The organism is Metapseudomonas cellulosilytica (assembly GCF_049334135.1).
Taxonomy (GTDB): Bacteria; Pseudomonadota; Gammaproteobacteria; order Pseudomonadales; family Pseudomonadaceae; genus Metapseudomonas.
Window position 1 is genome coordinate 1 of record NZ_JBHZGN010000005.1, and the last position, 19,827, is coordinate 19,827.

Genomic DNA, 19,827 nt, shown 5'->3' on the forward strand with positions numbered 1-19,827 from the left:
CGTGGCCATAACCGGCAGGTCGTGTTTGCCGAGGACGCTGATTTCGAGCGTTACCTGGCCGACTTGCGCGAGTTGAAGGATGTCTTCGGGGTCAAGGTCTATGCGTATTGCCTGATGACCAACCATGGACAGGAAAAGGGGACAGATTTATTTTTCCTACTCTAATTTTTCATAAAGGGTAGGGCCGTCGGATTTAGAGAGCCGTAGAGGGAGCAGCCATGCCCAGGGTCGGGCGCGTCTTATTGCCAAATTATCCACATCACATTGTTCAGCGTGGCCATAACCGGCAGGTCGTGTTTGCCGAGGACGCTGATTTCGAGCGTTACCTGGCCGACTTGCGCGAGTTGAAGGATGTCTTCGGGGTCAAGGTCTATGCGTATTGCCTGATGACCAACCATGTGCACCTGCTGTTGGCCCCGGATGACTCGCTGGCAGGGCTCAGCCAATTGATGAAGACCTTGGCGGCCCGCGCAACGCGCTACCGCAATCGTTTGGAAGGCCGTTCCGGCACTCTGTGGGAAAGCCGCTTCAAGTCGAGCATCGTGCAGTCCGATGCCTACTTGCTGGCCTGCAGTCGTTACATCGAACTGAACCCGGTGCGGGCGTGCATGGTGGCGGAGACAGCAGATTATCCCTGGTCCAGTTATGCCCTGCGCGTTGGGAGCGCACCTGAGCAGAACTGGTTGGACGACGACCCGTGTTTCAAAGCGCTCGGCGCTACGGATGAAGAACGGCGCCGCCGGTATGCCGAGTTCGTCAGGCAAGCAGTGCCCGCCGAGGAACTGAACCTGATTCGAGAGGCCATTCAACGCGGCCAACTGACGGGGAACAACCGCTTCGTGGATGAGGTTGAGCGTATTGCGGGCGTACGGATTGAACGGCGCAAGCAGGGGCGACCGAAATTAGAGTAGGGAAAATAAATCTGTCCCCTTTTTCGTCCCTTCCTGCTCAAACTGTTCCATATTGAGGTCGTTATGAATTTGCAAAAAGGTTCTGGTGCAGAATTCATGCTTAGCTTGAACTCGCGAGAGTTAGAATTGGTTCTTTCATGTCTTCGGGAGTCTTTCGCTCTAATTGGCCGGCAAGAGTATTTGTTAAGGACAGGGGTCCCTATGGACGAGGCGTTGACGATAACGAAGGAGTTGACGGCGGTTATGGAGCGCGAGGGTTTAGGACTCTAAGGTGCAAAAGGAGTTGCGTCATTCGGTGAGATTAAGACCGTACTTGAGTCTGCTCAGGCTCCTTATAAAGGCAGTACTGTAATCGGTCACGCGCTGTCTAAGCATGCTGGTAGAAATCCAGATATTTGGGGTAAAACTACAGGCTCAATGAATACGTGGAACGATCAGGCGAGAGAAAAGGGGACAGATTTGAATGGCACTTACTTAGGGCTAACTGATTGATTAGAAAAAGGAAGGCTGCTCCTGGTCTACGGTGATAGTTGCGAACACACACCGAGCCCAAGGAGCAGCCCACATGAATCCTAGGTGCCAAACCATCGTTCATCAACAGCAGCGCATCCGCCGGCAAGCGTCAAATACCGATGCCTACGCCTTCTTCAATCTGCTGACCGGCCCCGAGTTGTTCGACTGCGTCGAGTCCTTGCTGCCGGATCATCGCGAGCGTCTGTTCCCGCCGACGGAGACGCTGTCGATGTTCATGGCGCAGGCCCTAAGCGCGGATCGCTCCTGCCAGAAGGCCGTCAATGACTTGGCCATCAAGCAACTGCTCGGTGGCTTGAAACCCTGCAGCACCCACACCGGTGGCTACTGTCGAGCGCGTCAGCGGCTTCCCATGGGGATGGTGTCCACTCTGGTCCGCACGACCGGCCGCCTGATCAGCACCTATGCGGCCCAGACCTGGCAATGGATGGGCCGGCCCGTGCGGCTTGTGGATGGGACAACAGTCGCGATGCCCGATACGGCCGCCAACCAGGCGGCCTATCCGCAATCGCGTGGGCAGAAAGCGGGACTGGGGTTTCCGATTTGTCGGCTGGTGGGCATTGTCTGCCTGTCCAGTGGTGCGGTGCTGGACGCGGCGCTGGGGCGTTTTCGAGGCAAGGGGGGCGATGAGCAGACCCTGCTGCGGTCGATGCTCGATACCTTGAATGCCGGCGATGTCCTGGTGGGCGATGCCTACTACGCAACCTATTTTCTGCTGTGCGAATTGCAACGCCGCGGTATCGATGGGGTGTTCGAGCAATATGACGCGCGCCGACGCAGTACCGACTTTCGACGGGGCAAGCGCCTGGGGACGCGGGATCACCTGATTGCCTTGGAAAAGCCCCGCAAACGTCCGGCGTGGATGAGCGTTGCGTATTACGAGCAAGTACCTGACCGGCTGGAAGTTCGGGAATTGAAAGCGGGGGACAAGATTCTGGTCACGACCCTGCGCTGCACCGGCCAAACTCCAAAGGCCGCCTTGAAGACCCTGTTCAGAAGCCGCTGGCACGTCGAGTTGGATCTGCGCAATCTCAAGGCCACGATGGGGCTCGAGATGCTGAGCTGCAAAACCCCGGCAATGGCCATCAAGGAGCTCTGGGTGTATCTGCTGGCACACAACCTGATCCGCTTGATCATGGCGCAATCGGCCTCCTTGGCCGACTGCCTGCCGCGCGAGCTGAGCTTCAAGCACAGCCTTCAGCTCTGGCTGGCGTGGAGGCCATTTGCTGAGGCGATGAGCCAATCCGAAAACCTGAATGGCCTCTTGCTCCTGGTCGCTCAGCAACGCGTCGGCAACCGTGCCGGACGGGTAGAACCACGCGCGCTCAAACGAAGGCCGAAACCCTATCCCTTACTGACCCGCACACGCCACTCGGCTCGCGCCGAAATACAACGAAGCGGTCATCCCAAAAGGGCTAAGTAAGTGCCATTCAAATCTGTCCCCTTTTTGAAAGAAAGGAAAGCAGTGGATTAGATAAAGAACTCATATAGAGCAGGTTGACTAATGTTCGATTTCATTAAGCTATCAATTTCCTTTCTGCATCTTTGTGTTTTGGATGTTGTCTGGGATGGCGATAGTTTGATTGTTTCCGGGCGGGATTGGAGGTTTGTCACCAGTAGTGCGTGGAGGGTTTCTAGAAATAATGATTTGCTATTTGCGTGCTGGGATGATGATGCGGATAAGCTTATAGGGGGGTTTTTGGGGCTTTCGATTGTTGGTTTATCATGGATTAATGACAAACAACCTATTGATCCGTCTATTCTATTTTCTGATGGAAGAAGGCTTGATGTCTTTTGTGCCTCGTCTATAGAGCCTTGGGTGCTAAATCTGCCAGATGGAAATATTTATATCGGGAACTCATAGAGGAAAAGCAGCAGAAAAGCAGAGAAAAGGGCAAGGAGAAAAGGGGGCGGAGAAAAGGGAGAAAAGGGGATAGATTTATTTTTCTCTAATTTGTTGGGATGAAGATGAAAATATTGCTTGTGGTTGGTTTTTTTTTGGTGTTTTTTTTAGTTACCGCATTTGCTGCGGCCCCTACAACAATGGGGGACGTCAGCATTGATGAGTATTATGAGAGGTCACAACGGTCAATGGAGGATGCCCTGGCTCTAGCCAATAAGGTCTTTGAGATGGAGAGGGGGCAAGAGGGGCAGGATGGCGATGCGTACAAGATGTATTTTGCAGATGTCCAGGCTTTGACTGAGAGTGTTCGCTATAACTTGAGAATGGCCGCTGAAGGTGGGCATCCGGTGGCGCCATACTTGCTGGCAAATATTTTAGTCGAGGAGAGGATCACAGATCCTGAAAAACGGAAAGCTAGGGATGGTGAGGTTTGTCGTCTGTATCAGGTTAGTGCAGATAGGAAATTACTGGCAGGCGCCCTGGCGCTCTTCAATAGGTGCAATGAATCGTTTCTACGATTTCAGGCTGAGGGTCCTGAAATTCAGAAAATGATTGAGGATCTGGAAAATTCCTTGGAAGTTAATGACCCAAGCAAGGACTATTATCCATTGCCTTCCAAACAATCTATTTGTTTTAGGGAGGACAAAATCCCTGATTTGGCAGCCCTGGACTCTTTTTCAAAAGTCATGGCGGCTGTAGCTCCTGCCATGCTGACGTACGAACAATTCAAAGCGGATGCTTATTATCTACTTGCAATGATGCCCGGCGGTAATAATAGATCCGATATCCTTGAAAAAATAGAAAGGGTGAATTTTGCAAAGTCCTTGGGTTGCAATGATGAATTCAAATTACAGCAGGCGTTTGAGAAAGATCTAAGCACGGCGCAATAGGGGAAAGCCCCGATTATTTAGAGGACGGAAAAGGGGATAAATTAATTTTTCCTACTCTAAATTTATAGCCGATCCGATCTGTCGAGAGGATCAATCTGATTCAAGACAATCCCGAGTGGTCAGGTAATGGTCTTCATGGAGGGAGCAGCCATGCCCAGGGTCGGGCGAACCTTATTGCCAAATTATCCACATTACATTGTTCAGCGTGGCCATAACCGGCAGGTCGTGTTTGCCGAAGACGCTAATTTCGAGCGCTACCTGGCCGACTTGCGCGAGTTGAAGGATGCCTTTGGAGTCAAGGTCTATGCGTACTGCCTGATGACCAACCATGTGCACCTGCTGTTGGCGCCGGATGATTCCCTGGGCGGACTCAGCCAGTTGATGAAGACCTTGGCGGCCCGCGCAACGCGCTACCGCAATCGACTGGAAGGCCGTTCCGGCACCCTGTGGGAAAGCCGTTTCAAGTCGAGCATCGTGCCGTCCGATGCCTGCTTGCTGGCCTGTAGTCGTTATATCGAACCGAACCCGGTGCGGGCGTGCAGGGTGAGGATAGCTTCGTCGGTGAACCATTCATCCAATTGCTGGCACTCCGGGTGGCCGAACCGGATCAATGCATTGTGGAGGCCGGCTTCGTTGATGGCGGCGATGGATTCTTCGCTGCCGGTGGCGTAGCAGCGGCGGATGCGGCGGGTTTCTGGGGTTTGAGGCGGCGCGGCAGGGCCAGCCGATGGTAGAGGCCGAGCAGGCGGGCGAAGTCGTAGGCGGAAAACCGGGGCTGGTTGTCGATCATCACCCCGCGCAGTGGGCGGTTGTGGCGATGGAATAAGGTGGGGATGTATGCGTCATGCATGGTGGTTCTCCGCTTGTGGGCTGGCTTTCCCTCCATCGTCGTCAAACCCGGTCGCGGGACTGACCGCGACCGGGGTACGTCAGGGCGCGGGGGGCGCGAATGTGCGGTATGTCCCATCCAGCGGTCCGGTGTTCGCCACACCCCCGTCGGGCAGTCGGCGGGCCGATTGTCCCTTCCTTTCAATAAGACGGCCGGATCGACGGCCAGAAGTGTGCTGGGAGACTGAGTGATGAACTTGCCATGTCTCGTCTGGGCGGACCTTCGTACCAACAAGGCGGCGCCCAGCCCGGTAGGGGAGCTGGACGCGCAATTCCAGATCTGGCGTGTGGTTGAACGGGCCGCCATTGCACAGAGCATCGATCAAGCCGCACCGCTGTTGTCGTGCTTCGAGTACGACTATCCCGACGTACCTTCCTTGCAGGCCCTGCGTGCCACCAAGCAGGCCTACCCGTCCCTGCCCATCCTGATGCTCACCCTCCAGCACTCGGAAGCCCTGGCCGTATGGGCATTTCGCACCCGCGTCTGGGACTTCCTGGTCAAGCCGGTGACGCCCGAGGAGCTTTGCTCGCGGATCACGACGCTCCTGGGCGTCCTGCCGCTGCAGCAGGCGCCTCGGGAGATTGCCATGCCAGCGCCTTATATCCCGCTGGAGAGCCGGGTCAGCGCGCCGGGCCATTCGTTCGGGGTGACGCAACTCGCCCTGAACTACATGGAACGGCACTATTCCGAGCCGATGAGGCTGCAGGACGTCGCGGGCTCCTGCCAGATGGGCATCTACGAGTTCAGCCGGACCTTCAAGCGTGCCTTCGGCCTGACCTTTCGCGATTACCTCTGCCGATACCGGCTCGAGCGCGCCCTGGAGCTGCTGATCAACCCGCGCGTCACGGTTACCGAGGTCGCTTGCGCCGTGGGCCTTCCGAATGTCTCGCACTTCACCCGGACCTTTCGTCGGCATGTGGGCATCACCCCCTCGCAGTTCCGCTGCACCACCGGTCCGCAACAGATGCACAACGCGTTGCAAGAGCTGCACAACGGCGATCCCGCTCGGCCAATAGAATGAACAATTGGTCTGCCGATGGCAGAACCAGGCTCCCGCCAACGGCGGAGACGACAGCAGCACAGACCGGGTGCTTTTCCGGCCGCGCCATCCAGAGAGAACGCACAAAGAATCCAAGCAGGTGTCTTTCGGCACGCATTGGGCGAGGGCCGCGGGCGGTTCGCGGCGACACTCAGGAAGAACGACTTCGCCCCTCTCCTTGATCCGGAGGCAAGCCATGTTCACTCAATGGTTAAAGGTCTACTCCGTTCCATTCGCCATCAGCATCGTCGGTGCAGGGCTCTACGCTACCCCGGCGCATGCCGGTGTCTGTGAGTTGGCCGACGCCGGCAGGGATACCGGCTGGTCGATCACCTTCGACGACACCCAGGTCAGCAATTGCGTATTCACCGGCAACCCCGGCGATGGGCGCAACAAGGGCACGCTGGACCTGACGTTGACCTTTGCCGACGCTAGGCCCATCGCCATTCAATTCGTCCAGGAGGCGGCGGCAGCCGTAGACAGTTTCGGCCTGCGCATCACGTGGAACCTGACCCTGAATAACCAGTTCGATTTGCTCAGGGGTATTCGGGGCCGGGCATTCGATGACAACCCGGTGTTGGATGACAAGGACAACGAGTTCGTCGCGGATATACACCCCGGCTTTGCGCACTTCCACCAGGATGGCACCTTCAATGCCGGGCCCTTCGTAGGGGCGCCGGACTGTGATTGCGAATCCGATCGTGACTTCAGGGTCAGGGGGCCGGAGCCAGGGGCCTTTGCCGCTGGCACGACCGGCACGGTATCCGGCCTAGGCGTCCACCAGATCGAGGAAACGGGGCAGCGGAGGAGCTTCACGGTCAATGTCGAGCCTTTGCGTGCAGTACCGGACCAGCCGCCGCAGCAACCGGCACAACAACCGCCGCAGCCGTAACCAGGCGGGTGATTGAAGCCCATCCCGTCCCGGAGCCGCTGACAGGAGCAGCCGCTCCGGCGTGGTCCCTGATCAGCGCCCTTGCCGGCCCGGCCGACAAGGGCGTTGTTCTTCAGGGATGCGGCTTCTGGCTCAGCCGGCGGGGCAGGGCGTCCGTTACATCAGGGGCTTACTGTTGCCCGAGCCGGGCCTGACCCCGACGCAATCCTTGGCCAGCCCGCTCGGCGCTTCCATCAACGCCACGTTGGTCACGCAGCGGAGCCAGATGCCCGCCAATTGCCCGGCCAGCGCCATCATCATTGGGTCTTGCCCATTCCGCCGCACACCGGAAAGACGGTTTATCCAGTCTTTTCAGCCAGGATTTGACGAACTTTTCAGATTTCCGCAGTCATATCCCTACTTTTCGAGCAACTCGACCGTTCAAGTTTTGACCGGGGCGGAGGTCTATGAATTTCGCTGCACGCAAGGCCGAGGATCGGCCATTCGATTGGGCCGGCCTGGGCTGGCTCTTCCTCTATTTCTGGTATTTCTCGGGTGTGACCCAGCTGCTGATCCAGGTCACCGGCACCAGCGGTTTCACCGGGTTTCGCCAGGCTTTCCTGCTCAGTGGCCTGTGGCTGATTCCGGTCCTGCTGTTCCCGCAGCGCAGCCGTGGCATCGCCGCCGTCGTCGGTGGGCTGCTCTGGCTGGCCTCGTTGCCGGCATTCGGCTACTTCCTGGTCTACGGCCAGGAGTTTTCCCAGAGCGTCATCTTCATCATGTTCGAGTCGAACGTGGCGGAGGGTTCGGAATACCTGGCGCAGTATTTTGCCTGGTGGATGGTGCCGGCCTTCCTCGGCTACGCCCTGGGCGCGGTGCTGCTCTGGACGCGCGTACGGCCGGTCCATCTGCCCCGGCGCCAGGCGCTGGTGGCGAGCCTGGCGCTGCTAGTGGCGCTGGTGGGTTATCCGGCGGTGAAGCAGGGCCTGGGCAACGACAGCTTCGAGGCCGCCCGCGACAGCTTCGAGAAGCGCATGGAACCGGCAGTGCCCTGGCAGTTGTTGGTGGGTTACCGGCAGTACCGTCAGCAGCTGACGGAAATGCACGAGCTGCTGGAGGGCAACGCCCGCATCGCGCCGCTGGCCAACCTCAAGGATGCCAACGCCGGGTTGCCGGCGACTCTGGTGCTGGTGATTGGCGAGTCCACCAACCGCCAGCGCATGAGCCTCTATGGCTACCCGCGCCAGACCACGCCCAACCTCGACCGCATCCGTGACCAGTTGGACGTCTTCGACAACGTCATCACCCCGCGCCCGTACACCATCGAGGCGCTGCAGCAGGTGCTGACATTCGCCGACGAGCAGAATCCCGATCTCTACCTGACCAAGCCCTCGCTGCTGAACATGATGAAGCAGGCCGGTTACAAGACCTACTGGATCACCAACCAGCAGACACTCACCAAGCGCAACACCATGCTCACCACCTTCTCCAAGCAGGCGGATGAGCAGTTCTACCTGAACAACAATCGCAACCAGAATGCCCGCCAGTACGACGATGACGTGCTGCCGCCCTTCGAGCGGGTGCTGGCCGACCCGGCGCCGCGCAAGTTCATCGTGGTGCACCTGCTGGGCACCCACATGAGTTACCAGTACCGCTACCCGCCGGCGTACGACCATTTCACCGATCGCCAGGGCGTGCCCGCCACTGTCACCGACGACCAGTTGTCCACCTACAACAGCTACGACAATGCCGTACTGTTCAATGACCATGTGGTGTCCAGCCTGATCGAGCGCTTCTCCGGCAGCGGCGCCAATGGTTTCCTGCTCTACCTGTCCGACCACGGTGAAGCGGTGTTCGACCCGGAGCACCCGCAGGTGCTGGGCCGTAACGAGGCGGCGCCCACCGCGCCGATGTACACCATCCCCTTCATGCTCTGGCGCTCGCCGCAATGGCGCGCCGGGCACCCGCTGGAACTCGGCGCCAGCCTGGGCCGGCCCTACAGCAGTGCCAGCTTCGTTCACACCTGGGCGGACCTGGCCGGAGTCAGCTTCGATGAATTCGATCCGAGCCGCAGCCTGGTCAATGCTGCCTTCCAGCCGCGCCCGCTGCTGATCGGCAACCCTTACAAGCCCAAGGCATTGATCGACTTCAGCCTGATCAAGCCCAAGGCCAGGAGCCGTGACATGGACGTGGTCAGCGGCGAGTCCGCGCCCGACAAGCGCCCGCAGGGCTGACCCGCGCCCGCCTGCGCCTGGGGATGCCCATGGCGCAGGTCCGGCTCTCCAATCCCTGCCGTCATCCCCGGTGTCCGTCGGTGGATTGGGATGCTGTACGAATTGTCCTTAGCGCGCCGCGCCTGGTTGAAGCCGCGACACGGTCATGCTGTGGTCCTCCCTTGATCGCCGCATGCCACCAATGGTTGCGGCCTGCCTCAACGCAGGAGGACTGCATGAAACTGGGAGAGATTCGCCGGACCATCCTCGAGCCGGCATTGGCCATGCTGCCTCCGGGCCTGGGGGGCGCCAGGGCCGAGGTGATGCTGCTGGCCATCGGCCTGCAGGAGAGTGGTTTCAAGCATCGACGGCCCGCCATCGGACCTGAGCGTGGCTACTGGCGCTTCGACCCCGATGACGACAATGTAGGCGCCGTGCTGCGGCACCCGGCTACCGCCGCCCTGGCGGTGGCGGTCTGCGATGAGCAGCAGGTGCCACCCATCGAGGAGCGGGTGTTCACCGCCCTGGAGCATGACGACCTGCTGTCAGCTGTCTTCGTCAGGCTGCGCCTGCACATCGAAGGCGAGCGGCTGCCGCCGGTGGGGGACGTGGGGGACGCCTGGAGCCTCTATTGTCGCGCCTGGCGGCCCGCGGAGCTGATCCGGCGGAAATGGGACCGCAGTTACGCACGGGCCATGGATGCTCTGAGCGCGCCGCCCTGATTCGGGGCTGGGCTGGGCCGTGGTGGTGATTTCGAGTTGACCGGCGGGGCGTTTTTGTCTGTAGTTCGCCTGCCCGAAAGCCCCCGATCCCCTCTGCAAGGACCCACCATGGCCGGAGCCAGCCTGCTGACCCTGATCGACGATATCGCCACCCTGCTCGATGACGTCTCGGTAATGACCAAAGTCGCCGCGAAGAAGACCGCGGGTGTGCTGGGTGACGACCTGGCGTTGAACGCCCAGCAGGTCAGCGGCGTGCGTGCCGAGCGCGAATTGCCGGTGGTCTGGGCGGTGGCCAAGGGCTCCCTGGTGAACAAGGCCATCCTGGTGCCCGCGGCCCTGCTGATCAGCGCCCTCGCGCCCTGGGCGGTGATCCCGCTGCTGATGCTGGGCGGCGCCTTCCTCTGCTTCGAAGGTTTCGAGAAGCTGGCGCACAAGTGGCTGCACAGCCACGAGGAAGACGAACAGGCCCATGCCGCCCTGGCCGATGCCGTGGCCAACCCGGACGTGGACCTGGTGGCCATGGAGAAGGACAAGATCAAGGGCGCCATCCGCACCGACTTCATCCTCTCCGCCGAGATCATCGTCATTACCCTCGGCACGGTTTCCGATGCCGCGTTCGGTAAGCAGGTGACCGTGCTCGTGGGCATCGCCCTGATCATGACGGTGGGCGTGTACGGCCTGGTGGCCGGCATCGTCAAGCTGGACGACCTGGGCTTCTACCTGGTGCGCCAGGCCAGTTCGGCGGCCCAGGCCGTAGGCCGCGCCATCCTCGCCGCCGCGCCCTGGATGATGAAGGGCCTGTCGGTGCTGGGCACCGCTGCCATGTTCCTGGTGGGCGGCAGCATCATCCTCCACGGCATCCCGGCGGCCCACCACCTGCTGGAGCCAGTGCTGGCCGCTTCCGGCGGTTTCTCCTGGCTGGTGCAGATACTGGTCGACGGCCTGGCGGGTATCCTCTCCGGCGCGCTGGTGCTGGCGGGGGTGAGCCTGGTGAAGAAGGTGATTTCCGCCGTCAGGGGCTGAGCCTGGAGGGCGATACCCATCGGTGCCTTGCGCGGCCTCGCTGGTGGATAGAAAAGCGCTATCCACCCTACATGGCTACGGGGCACGGGCGGGGCCGCCTGGCGCGAGGGTCGGCCGTAGGGTGCGCCGTGCGCACCAATTCAGGTGGTCAGGCGGAAACCTGACCCAGCCTTGGACCATGTCTGGTGCGCACAGCGCACCCTACCGTTTTGCACATCGCTCGACAGGGCTCAGCGGCTGATCGGCTTGAACGCGCAGTAGCCTGGGCGCGGGCCGATGCGCGGGTGATTGCGGCAGGTCTCCGGGCGCTTGTCGTAGACGGTGCACAGACGGCTCTTGCGGTCGAGGAAGTAGCAGTCGTTGTTGCCCATGCGGGTCAGGGTGAAGATCCCCGACTTCTGGTTGAAGCGCTCCACCACGCCATCTTTCATCAGTCGCTTGGCGATGTTCTTCGGCGGCTCGCCGCGCTCGAACTCGGCTACCAGCTCCAGGCGGATCAGGTCGCTCAGACGCACTTCGACCGGCATGGTGCAGCAACTGGAGACGCAGGCGTGGCACATGGTCTTTTCGTATTTGATCCAGGTGTCCGTCCGGTCGAGGTCGGCACCGACGATCATCATGGTCTTCATGGTCGGCGAGCAGGGTAGGGAATTGGGGCGGGCATCATAGCGATGTCGGTGAAAAAGTGAACAGTTTCCCGTCGGGGAGTGTGAAATTTCCCATCGTCCCGTCACATATTCTCGGATCTCGTGCTGAGCTGTAAGAAGTTTCTGTGTCTGTGGGCCAGCCGGCATTCGTCTCTATTGGGCCGGTACCTTGCTCCTGTAAATTCTGGCCGGCGCTCAATCATCCGGGATGACACTGCATGCAATGGATTTTCATGCTGGTTGGCCTGGCCTTCGGGGCCGCAATCGATGAAGGCGTCGTCGGGGCGTTGCTCGGCGGCCTGATGGGCCTGGGGCTGGGCCAGGCCATTCGCCTCCAGGCTCTGGCACGGGAGAACGCCGAGTTGCGCAAGGCGCTGGACGGTTTCGCCGCTCGTTTCGACAAGGGCACCCGGGCCATCCACGAGCGCCTGCTCAAGGTGGAGCAGGGCGGGGCGCAGCCGGCTGCTGAAGCGCCCCCGCCCCCACCTCCACCCGTTGCCGAGTCGGTGGCGCCGACGGCCGAACCCGAAGCCGTGCCGGAGAGCGATGCCGAGCTAGTCTGGGAGCTGCCGGCCGAGGTGGCGGAGGAGCCCATCGCCGCGGCCGAGGCGAAGCCCGCGCCGGCCGCTGCCGCCAGCGACGCTGCCTGGGGCCAGGAAGCCCGGCGCGAGGCACCCCGCCAGGCCCCGCCGAAGCCGCCGAGGCCCCGTGAACCCTCCCTGCTCGAACGTGGTTTCGCCGCAGCCCGCAACTGGCTGTTCGGTGGCAATACCGTGCTGCGCGTCGGCGTGGTGCTGCTGTTCCTCGGCCTGGCCTTCCTGCTGCGCTACGCCACCGAAGGCATGGTGGTGCCGATTGAGCTGCGCTACGCCGGGGTGGCCCTTGCCGCCATCGCATTGCTCGGCCTCGGCTGGTGGCTGCGCCGGCGCAACCCCGGCTACGGATTGATGCTCCAGGGCGCTGGCATCGCCGTGCTCTACCTGACAGTGTTCGCCGCCATGCGCCTGCACCCGCTGCTGGACCCGAAGATGGCCTTCGCCCTGTTGGTCGCGGTGACCTTGTTCTCCGCCATCCTCGCGGTGGCCCAGGACGCGCTGGGCCTGGCCGCCGCCGCTGCCCTGGGCGGTTTCGCCGCGCCCATCCTGACCTCCAGCGGCAGCGGCGACCATGTGGCGCTGTTCAGCTATTTCGCCCTGCTCAATACCGGCATCTTCGCCATCGCCTGGTTCAAGGCCTGGCGCCTGCTCAACCTGATCGGCTTCATCGGTACCTTCGGTATCGGCTTCGCCTGGGGCCTGCGTTCCTACCGGCCTGAACTGTTCGCCAGCACCGAGCCCTTCCTGGTGCTGTTCTTCCTGATGTATGTCGGCATCGGCCTGCTCTTCGCCCGCAGCAAGCTGGCCGAGGCGGGGGACGCGCCGCAAGAGCGTGACGAGCTGTTGCGCTGGTCGGCGCGCCAGGCCGACATGGTAGACGGCACCGTGCTGTTCGGTCCGCCCATCATCGGTTTCGGCCTGCAGGTGGCGCTGGTCCGCCATATCGAGTTCGGCGCCGCCTTCAGCGCCCTGGCCCTGGGGCTGTTCTACCTGCTGTTGGCCCGCACCCTGGCCGGACGTACCGCCGGTCGCGCGCTGTTGCTGGTGGAAACCTGCCTGGCCCTGGGAGTGGTGTTCGGCAGCCTGGCCATCCCGCTGGGGCTGGATGCGCGCTGGACCTCCGCCGCCTGGGCGGTGGAAGGCGCGGGCATCTACTGGCTCGGCCTGCGCCAGGGACGTCCGTTGGCGCGGGCATTCGCCCTGCTGCTGCAGTTCGGCGCGGCAGTGGCCTTTCTCGGCGGGCTGCGCACGGCAAGCGATACCTTGCTGGACGGTTCGTTCCTGGGCGCCCTGATGCTTGGCATGGCGCTGCTGTTCAGCTACTGGCAACTGCGCCGGGCCCCGGCCGATGCCGCCAGTGCGCTGGAACAGCGCGGAAAGCCGCTGCTGGCCGCTGGCGGCCTGGCCTTCCTCTACCTGATGGCGCCATTGCTTTTCGACGCCGAAGGTACGGCCATCACCTGGGCCGTGGCCGGCCTTGCGACCCTCTTCGTCGGGCTGCGCCTGCAGTCCCGCGCGTTCCTGTTCAGCGCCTTCGCGGTGCAACTGCTGGGCGGTGCGGTCTTCCTGCTCGACCTGGATGGCTCCGGCCTGGGCAGCGGCGCCGTACCGGGTTGGCGTGGCCTGTTGGTGGCCTCGCTGATCGGTCTGGCGTTGATCGCCGGGATGCTGCTGGCTGCCCGTGACCCGTTGGCGCGCAGCGACGCACGCCTGTTGCGCGGGCTGTCCTTCGTGCTGCTGGCGGGCCTGGCCTTCGTCAACCTGGCGGTACTCTTCGTGCTGCCCTGGCGTACCGCCGGCGCCGTCTGGGCCGGCAGCGGACTGCTGATCCTCTGGCTCAGCCTGCAGCTGCAGCAGCGGGCGGGCTTCTACTTCGGTCTGTTCCTGCAACTGCTGGCGGGCATGAGTTTCCTCGCGGTGAGCCCGCTGCTGCTGGGCGAGCCGAGTGGCGAAGGCCTGCGCCCGCTGGCCCATGCCGGTTTCTGGACCCCGGCGGTGCTGGCCCTGGCGGCCTTCGTCGGGGCCTGGCGTCTGCAACGGGTGGCGCGTGGCGAGGCGGCGATGGGCGGGCTCAGCCTCGTGCATCTGGCGCAACTGCTGCTGGCCTGGAGTGCGGGCTGGTGGGCCCTGGCCTGGCTGGCGGAAATCGGCCGCTTCGCGGCACCGGGGCAAGAGGTGCCCCTGGCCCTCTTGCTCGCCGCCGCCAGCGTCGCCTTCGCTACCTGGCTGGCCGGGCGCGAACAGTGGCGTGCCCTGGCGCTGCTTTGTCTGTCGCTGGCGCCGGCCGGCGTGCTGGCGCTGGCCGTTGCCTGGCAGCCGCGCTATCACCCGGCGGCGGATTTCGGCTGGGGTGGATGGGGCGCGCTGTTCGTCGTGCACCTGCTGGCCCTGCGGCGGCTCGATGGCCTGCTGCCGGCGGGGACGCGCAGCGCCGCCCATGTGCTGGGCTGCTGGTTGCTGCTCGGCGTGCTGGCCCTGGAACTGCGCTACCTGCTGATGCTGCTGTCCGAGCAGTACAACGCCTGGCGCTGGCTGGGCTGGGCGCTGCTGCCGAGCGCCTGGCTGTTGCTGGTGGCGCTGCGGCCGGGCCTGCCCTGGCCGGTGGCAGCCTACCCACGGGAATACCGTCTCTGGGCCTCCCTGCCGCTGGCGCTGCTGATGCTTGCCTGGTTCTGGATCGCCAACGCCTGGAGCGACGGCGCCGCCGAACCGCTGCCCTACCTGCCGTTGTTCAACCCCCTGGAGCTGGGCCTGCTGTTCGCCCTGCTCGGTGTCTGCCTCTGGCTGCGGGATTGCCTGCCGCAATTCGGCCTGGCCGTGCAGCCGGCCTGGTTGACCACGGCGGTGGCGGGCGTCTCGCTGTTCGCCCTGGCCACCGCTGCGGTGTTCCGTTGCGCCCACCACTGGGGCGGCGTGCCCTATCAGCTGGAGGCGCAGCTGGAGTCCATGCAGGTGCAGGCGGGGTTGTCCATCGTCTGGACCAGCATCGCCCTCGGCCTGATGGTCGGCGGCCACCTGCGCGCCCGTCGCGAACTCTGGCTGGTGGGGGCGGCGCTGATCGCGCTGGTGGTGGCCAAGCTGTTCTTCGTCGAGCTGGGCAACCGCGGCGGCCTGGAGCGCATCGTGTCTTTCATCGGCGTCGGCGTGCTGCTGCTGGTCGTCGGCTATTTCGCGCCACTGCCGCCCAGGCGCGCTGAACCTGAAGAGGAGCGGGTCAACGCATGATCGATCTGTCTTGTCTGCGCCGCCCCGGCCTGGCCCTGCTGGCGGGCCTGGGGCTGCTCTGCCAACCCCTGCTGGCCGCTGAGCAGCCGGAGGATTTCGCCACCCGGGTCGAACTGCGCCTGGAAGGCGAGGGGCCCTGGTACCGGCTGGAGCTGCCCATGGCCCTGCACTTCGCGGCGCGCCACGCCGACCTGCGCGACCTGCGAGTGTTCAACGCCGAAGGCGAAACCCTGGCCTACGCCCTGACCCGCAGCAGCAGCGGCGAACGCCGCGCCCGCCACGAGCATGTGCTGCGCGGCTTCCCGCTGCGTGGCCCGGCCCAGGACGCCGCCGGCGTACCCAGCGTGCGGGTGGAACGCAGCACCACCGGTACCGTGGTGCAGGTGGTGCCGAATAGCCCGGTTTCAGCCGGCGAGCAGTTGCGCGGCTGGCTGCTGGACGCCAGCGCCGTCGAGGCGCCGCTGGAAAAGCTGAGCCTGGAGTGGAATGGCGGAGACGGCTTCCAGCACTTCCGCATCGAGGCCAGCGACGACCTGCAGCACTGGGAGTCCTGGGGTGACGGGCAGGTGGCCCGGCTGTCCTACGCCGACCAGCGCATCGACCAGCGCGAGGTCAGCCTGCCGGGGCGCAAGGCGCGTTACCTGCGCCTGCTCTGGCAGAGCCCGCAACAGGCACCGGAACTGAGTGTGATCAAGGTGGAAAGCGCCAGTCGCGAGAGCCTGCCGGCGGCGATGGCCTGGTCGGCGCCGCTGGAGCCGGTCAACGCGAAGGACGGCCAGTACCTCTGGGAGCTGCCGCTGGGCCTGCCGATCGAACGCCTGCACATCGCCGTCGAGCGCCCGGGGAGCCTGCTGCCGGTGCAGGTGGAGGGGCGCCGGGATGGTGCGCCGCAGTGGCAGCCGCTGGCCACCGGCCTGCTCTATCGGCTGCCGCAGGACGGCAAGGAGGTGGCCCGGGAAGAGCTGGACCTGCCGGGCTGGATGGCGGTCAAGCAACTGCGCCTGAACGTGGATCAGCGCGCCGGCGGCTTCGGCCAGCAGGTGCCGCGCCTGGAGGTCGGCATGCACGCCACCCAGGTGGTCTTTCTCGCGCGTGGCAATCCGCCTTTCACCCTCGCCCTCGGCAATGCCTCGGCCAGTCGCGCGGAGCTGCCCCTGGCCACGCTGGTGCCCGGCTACGACAGCGCCCGCCTGGAGAAGATCGGCCGCGCCGAAGCGCTAGCGGTGCCGCCGCAGGTTGGCGTACAAGCGGTGCAGCGGGAGACTGCCGAACGGATTCTGTGGAAGCGTGTCGGGCTCTGGGCGGTGCTGCTGCTGGGCGTCGGCCTGCTGGGGGTGATGGCCTTCAGCCTGCTGCGCCGGCCGGCGACCCGTTCCTGAGGCCCAGGTCGTCGCTTCAAGGCGGCGGTGATGGCTTTTTGATGTATCTTTGGTCTTTCTTTTTTCGGGGGCCCGTACGGCCTCCGTTCAGGTCAGGACGGCCAGTGCCCAGCCCTCAGCAGTTCCTTGCAAGCCTGCCCAACTGTCTTCCCACGCTCCCCGGAGCGCGGCGATGAACGCCTGCCTGGCCAGCGGCTGGAGCCTGAACGCTCCGGTGGCCCTGACCCTGGTGGTCGGCCTGGGGGTGATCCTCATGGCGCGCTGGGTCAATCGCCAGCGCCACTTCCCCGGCCGCGAGAGCTTCATCGTCCTGCACATGGGCATCTTCTGGTGGCTGGCCGCCGCCGGCCTGGAGCTGGCGGCGCAGGCGCCGCAGTGCAAGGTGTTCTGGGCCGGCATGGCCTGGCCGGGGATCATCGCCGTGCCGACCCTGTGGGCGGTATTCCTCTGGCAGTACGTCAACAGCATCCGCTTACCCCTGAGCCTGCGCGGCTACCTGCTGCTCGGCATAGGCCCGCTGGTGGCCTCCGCCATGGCCCTGAGCAACCCCTGGCACCAGCTGTTCTACGGCCCCGGCACCCAGCCGGTGGACGACAGCCTGGGCGCTGCGATCCGCTACGACCACGGCCCGTTGTTCGACGCCGTGGCCATCTACGTCTACGTCTTCATGATCTTCTGCCTGGCCGTGGTGACCCGTGCGGCCCTGGCCAGCCACGGCGTGCATCGCCGGCATTACCTGGCTTTCGTGCTGGTCACCTGCGTGCCCTGGGGCGCCAACCTCAGCTACGTGGTCTACGGCTGGACGCTGTTCGGCTTCGACCCCACCCCCTTCAGCTTCGCCTTCACCCTGGTGGCCTTCGCCTGCCTGATCCTCGGCGTGCGCCTGTTCGACCTGCTGCCGGTGGCGCGCCACCTGTTGCTGGAGGAATTACCCGACCCGGTGCTGGTGGTCGATCCGCGGCGCCGGGTGATAGACGCCAACCCCGCCGCCCTGGCGCTGGCCGGGCAGTCCGGCGACTGGCAGGGCATGGCGCTGGCCAACTGGCCGGTGTGCGGGGCCGAACTGGAAGCGATGCTGGCCGCCGGCGAGCAGGAGATGTTGCTGATGCCGGCCAGCTCATCGCGTTATTTCGAGGTGCGCTCCCGCGAGATCGAGCGGGTCACCCGCGGCGGTACCGTCATCCTCGGGCAGATGTTCTATTTGCGTGACATCACCGCGCGCCATTGCAGCGAACTCAAGCTGGCCGAAGCCCTGGCGACCAGCGAAGAGCGCCTGCGCACCATCACCCGCCTGCACGAGCAGTTGCAGGAGCAGGCCCTGCGCGACCCGCTGACCGGCCTGTACAACCGCCGTCACCTGGGCGAGCTGTTCAGCCGCGAGATATTGCGCAGCCAGCGCGAGCGCACGCCCATTGCCCTGGCACTGATCGATCTCGATCACTTCAAGCGGCTCAACGACTGCCATGGCCATCTGGTTGGCGACGACGTACTGCGAGCCGTGGCCATCCACCTCACCGGCAACCTGCGTGGCAGCGACGCGGTCTTCCGCATCGGCGGCGAGGAGTTCCTGCTGCTGCTGCCGGGGGCGTCGGGCGACGAAGCCTATTCCCGGCTGCAGGCGCTGTGCCGCGACCTGGCCGCTCGGTCCTTGCCCACCCGTGAGGGGAGCCTGACGGTCACCCTCTCGGCCGGCCTGGCGGTATGGCCGGCCCAGGGGCAGACGCTGGAGGACCTGATGCAGGCTGCCGATGCCGCGCTCTACGAGGCCAAGCGCGGTGGCCGCAACCAGGTGCGGCGGATGCCGGCCTCCGCGGCGACCAATGGCTGAACCCCGGCTCGCCTGTGGCGTCAGATGATTTCGTAAGCCGCGTGGGAATCAGCGGCGAATTTCCTTGCCGCCTTCCATCCCACTGTGAGGCATTGCGAACTTACTCGCGCTAAACTGCGCGCATTTTTCCACCCCTCCGGAGCCATTCCATGTCCCGCGTTACCCTGAGTCGCTACCTGATCGAGCAGACCAGAAGCCACAACACTCCTGCCGATCTGCGCTTCCTCATCGAGGTTGTCGCACGTGCGTGCAAGGAGATCAGCCATGCGGTGTCCAAGGGCGCCCTGGGCGGCGTGCTCGGCAGCATGGGCACCGAGAACGTACAGGGCGAAGTGCAGAAGAAGCTGGACGTGATGTCCAACGAAATCCTGCTGGAAGCCAACGAGTGGGGCGGTCACCTGGCCGGCATGGCGTCGGAGGAGATGGACAACGCCTACCAGATCCCCGGCAAGTACCCCAAGGGTGCCTACCTGCTGGTATTCGACCCGCTGGACGGTTCCTCCAACATCGACGTCAACGTGTCGGTCGGTACCATCTTCTCGGTGCTGCGTTGCCCCGAGCAGTACCTGTCCCAGAACGACAGCCTCAATGAGGAGGCCTTCCTCCAGCCGGGCGCCAAGCAGGTGGCCGCCGGCTACGCCATCTACGGCCCGCAGACCATGCTGCTGCTGACCCTGGGCGACGGCGTGAAGGGCTTCACCCTGGACCGCGAGCTGGGCAGCTTCGTGCTCACCCACGACAACATCCGTGTACCGGAAACCACCGCCGAGTTCGCCATCAACATGTCCAACGAGCGTCACTGGGAGACCCCGGTGAAGCGCTATGTCGGCGAAATGCTGGCCGGCAAGACCGGCCCCCTGGGCAAGAACTACAACATGCGCTGGATCGCCTCCATGGTGGCGGACGTGCACCGTATCCTCACCCGCGGCGGTATCTTCATGTACCCCTGGGACGCCCGTGAGCCGGAGAAGCCCGGCAAGCTGCGCCTGATGTACGAGGCCAACCCGATGTCCTTCATCATCGAGCAGGCCGGCGGCGCCTCCACCGACGGCCGTCAGCGCATCCTCGACATCCAGCCGACTTCCCTGCACCAGCGCGTGCCGGTCTTCCTCGGTTCCAAGGAAGAAGTCGCCCGCGTTACCGGTTACCACCAGGAGTAA

The 19,827-nt window shown here is 63.6% G+C and carries 15 protein-coding genes and 2 pseudogenes; 15 read left to right on the forward strand and 2 right to left on the reverse strand.

Annotated elements, in window-relative coordinates; all coding sequences use genetic code 11:
• From ACFW0H_RS07680 to ACFW0H_RS07715, 8 genes and pseudogenes are all read left to right on the forward strand, one after another.
• Positions 1 to 126: pseudogene (locus ACFW0H_RS07680) on the forward strand (transposase); the annotation flags it as partial.
• A 92-nt stretch (positions 127 to 218) separates the two neighbouring features.
• Positions 219 to 911 carry a transposase gene (locus tag ACFW0H_RS07685; RefSeq protein ID WP_422913305.1) on the forward strand — a complete coding sequence of 231 codons (693 nt, stop codon included), beginning with the start codon at positions 219 to 221 and terminating at the stop codon, positions 909 to 911.
• Between the two features lie 565 nt (positions 912 to 1,476).
• Complete coding sequence (locus ACFW0H_RS07690) at positions 1,477 to 2,865, forward strand: IS4 family transposase (protein WP_422913306.1); 1,389 nt, start codon at positions 1,477 to 1,479, stop codon at positions 2,863 to 2,865.
• A gap of 81 nt (positions 2,866 to 2,946) precedes the next feature.
• The gene (locus ACFW0H_RS07695) at positions 2,947 to 3,306 is read left to right on the forward strand and encodes a hypothetical protein (protein ID WP_422913307.1); all 360 of its coding nucleotides are present in this window, start codon (positions 2,947 to 2,949) and stop codon (positions 3,304 to 3,306) included.
• Between the two features lie 104 nt (positions 3,307 to 3,410).
• Positions 3,411 to 4,235: a hypothetical protein gene (locus tag ACFW0H_RS07700; RefSeq protein WP_422913308.1), complete on the forward strand. Its 825-nt coding sequence runs from the start codon at positions 3,411 to 3,413 to the stop codon at positions 4,233 to 4,235.
• 150 nt (positions 4,236 to 4,385) lie between these two features.
• Positions 4,386 to 4,782, forward strand: a pseudogene (locus tag ACFW0H_RS07705) (transposase); the annotation flags it as partial.
• 532 nt (positions 4,783 to 5,314) lie between these two features.
• Complete coding sequence (locus ACFW0H_RS07710; protein WP_422913309.1) at positions 5,315 to 6,145, forward strand: helix-turn-helix transcriptional regulator; 831 nt, start codon at positions 5,315 to 5,317, stop codon at positions 6,143 to 6,145.
• 214 nt (positions 6,146 to 6,359) lie between these two features.
• Positions 6,360 to 7,055 carry a hypothetical protein gene (locus tag ACFW0H_RS07715; protein WP_422913310.1) on the forward strand — a complete coding sequence of 232 codons (696 nt, stop codon included), beginning with the start codon at positions 6,360 to 6,362 and terminating at the stop codon, positions 7,053 to 7,055.
• Positions 7,056 to 7,211: 156 nt separating this feature from the next.
• Here ACFW0H_RS07715 and ACFW0H_RS07720 read toward each other — a convergent pair whose 3' ends face one another.
• Entirely contained in the window at positions 7,212 to 7,352 is a 141-nt protein-coding gene (locus ACFW0H_RS07720; RefSeq protein ID WP_422913311.1) for a hypothetical protein, read from the reverse strand.
• 149 nt (positions 7,353 to 7,501) lie between these two features.
• Between ACFW0H_RS07720 and cptA the strand changes: the two genes are divergently transcribed.
• The 3 genes from cptA (at position 7,502) to ACFW0H_RS07735 (ending at position 10,992) form a co-directional block, all read left to right on the forward strand.
• Positions 7,502 to 9,268 carry a phosphoethanolamine transferase CptA gene (cptA, locus tag ACFW0H_RS07725; RefSeq protein WP_422913312.1) on the forward strand — a complete coding sequence of 589 codons (1,767 nt, stop codon included), beginning with the start codon at positions 7,502 to 7,504 and terminating at the stop codon, positions 9,266 to 9,268.
• A 215-nt stretch (positions 9,269 to 9,483) separates the two neighbouring features.
• Positions 9,484 to 9,969: a hypothetical protein gene (locus ACFW0H_RS07730; protein ID WP_422913313.1), complete on the forward strand. Its 486-nt coding sequence runs from the start codon at positions 9,484 to 9,486 to the stop codon at positions 9,967 to 9,969.
• A 108-nt stretch (positions 9,970 to 10,077) separates the two neighbouring features.
• Complete coding sequence (locus tag ACFW0H_RS07735) at positions 10,078 to 10,992, forward strand: DUF808 domain-containing protein (RefSeq protein ID WP_422913314.1); 915 nt, start codon at positions 10,078 to 10,080, stop codon at positions 10,990 to 10,992.
• 230 nt (positions 10,993 to 11,222) lie between these two features.
• Here ACFW0H_RS07735 and ACFW0H_RS07740 read toward each other — a convergent pair whose 3' ends face one another.
• A complete protein-coding gene (locus ACFW0H_RS07740; protein WP_377690957.1) occupies positions 11,223 to 11,621 on the reverse strand; it encodes a YkgJ family cysteine cluster protein in 399 nt (132 codons plus the stop codon).
• A 236-nt stretch (positions 11,622 to 11,857) separates the two neighbouring features.
• Here ACFW0H_RS07740 and ACFW0H_RS07745 point away from each other — a divergent pair, with 236 nt between their 5' ends.
• The 4 genes from ACFW0H_RS07745 to ACFW0H_RS07760 all read left to right on the forward strand — a co-directional run bounded on the left by ACFW0H_RS07745 (position 11,858) and on the right by ACFW0H_RS07760 (position 19,827).
• Positions 11,858 to 15,460, forward strand: a complete 3,603-nt coding sequence (locus tag ACFW0H_RS07745) for a DUF2339 domain-containing protein (protein ID WP_422913315.1) — start codon at positions 11,858 to 11,860, stop codon at positions 15,458 to 15,460.
• On the forward strand, positions 15,457 to 16,839 hold the full coding sequence (locus ACFW0H_RS07750; RefSeq protein WP_422913316.1) for a DUF3999 domain-containing protein: 1,383 nt from the start codon (positions 15,457 to 15,459) through the stop codon (positions 16,837 to 16,839). The genes ACFW0H_RS07745 and ACFW0H_RS07750 overlap by 4 nt, the downstream gene beginning before the upstream one ends.
• A 172-nt stretch (positions 16,840 to 17,011) precedes the next feature.
• A complete protein-coding gene (locus ACFW0H_RS07755; RefSeq protein ID WP_422913317.1) occupies positions 17,012 to 18,667 on the forward strand; it encodes a histidine kinase N-terminal 7TM domain-containing diguanylate cyclase in 1,656 nt (551 codons plus the stop codon).
• A 149-nt stretch (positions 18,668 to 18,816) separates the two neighbouring features.
• Positions 18,817 to 19,827: a class 1 fructose-bisphosphatase gene (locus ACFW0H_RS07760; protein ID WP_422913318.1), complete on the forward strand. Its 1,011-nt coding sequence runs from the start codon at positions 18,817 to 18,819 to the stop codon at positions 19,825 to 19,827.

Bases quoted from the DNA above. Each gene is read 5' to 3' on its own strand.
- ACFW0H_RS07685 (WP_422913305.1), top strand. From the start codon at position 219: ATGCCCAGGGTCGGGCGCGTCTTATTGCCAAATTATCCACATCACATT.
- ACFW0H_RS07690 (WP_422913306.1), top strand. From the start codon at position 1,477: ATGAATCCTAGGTGCCAAACCATCGTTCATCAACAGCAGCGCATCCGC.
- ACFW0H_RS07695 (WP_422913307.1), top strand. From the start codon at position 2,947: ATGTTCGATTTCATTAAGCTATCAATTTCCTTTCTGCATCTTTGTGTT.
- ACFW0H_RS07700 (WP_422913308.1), top strand. From the start codon at position 3,411: ATGAAAATATTGCTTGTGGTTGGTTTTTTTTTGGTGTTTTTTTTAGTT.
- ACFW0H_RS07710 (WP_422913309.1), top strand. From the start codon at position 5,315: ATGAACTTGCCATGTCTCGTCTGGGCGGACCTTCGTACCAACAAGGCG.
- ACFW0H_RS07715 (WP_422913310.1), top strand. From the start codon at position 6,360: ATGTTCACTCAATGGTTAAAGGTCTACTCCGTTCCATTCGCCATCAGC.
- ACFW0H_RS07720 (WP_422913311.1), bottom strand. From the start codon at position 7,352: ATGATGGCGCTGGCCGGGCAATTGGCGGGCATCTGGCTCCGCTGCGTG.
- cptA (WP_422913312.1), top strand. From the start codon at position 7,502: ATGAATTTCGCTGCACGCAAGGCCGAGGATCGGCCATTCGATTGGGCC.
- ACFW0H_RS07730 (WP_422913313.1), top strand. From the start codon at position 9,484: ATGAAACTGGGAGAGATTCGCCGGACCATCCTCGAGCCGGCATTGGCC.
- ACFW0H_RS07735 (WP_422913314.1), top strand. From the start codon at position 10,078: ATGGCCGGAGCCAGCCTGCTGACCCTGATCGACGATATCGCCACCCTG.
- ACFW0H_RS07740 (WP_377690957.1), bottom strand. From the start codon at position 11,621: ATGAAGACCATGATGATCGTCGGTGCCGACCTCGACCGGACGGACACC.
- ACFW0H_RS07745 (WP_422913315.1), top strand. From the start codon at position 11,858: ATGCAATGGATTTTCATGCTGGTTGGCCTGGCCTTCGGGGCCGCAATC.
- ACFW0H_RS07750 (WP_422913316.1), top strand. From the start codon at position 15,457: ATGATCGATCTGTCTTGTCTGCGCCGCCCCGGCCTGGCCCTGCTGGCG.
- ACFW0H_RS07755 (WP_422913317.1), top strand. From the start codon at position 17,012: ATGAACGCCTGCCTGGCCAGCGGCTGGAGCCTGAACGCTCCGGTGGCC.
- ACFW0H_RS07760 (WP_422913318.1), top strand. From the start codon at position 18,817: ATGTCCCGCGTTACCCTGAGTCGCTACCTGATCGAGCAGACCAGAAGC.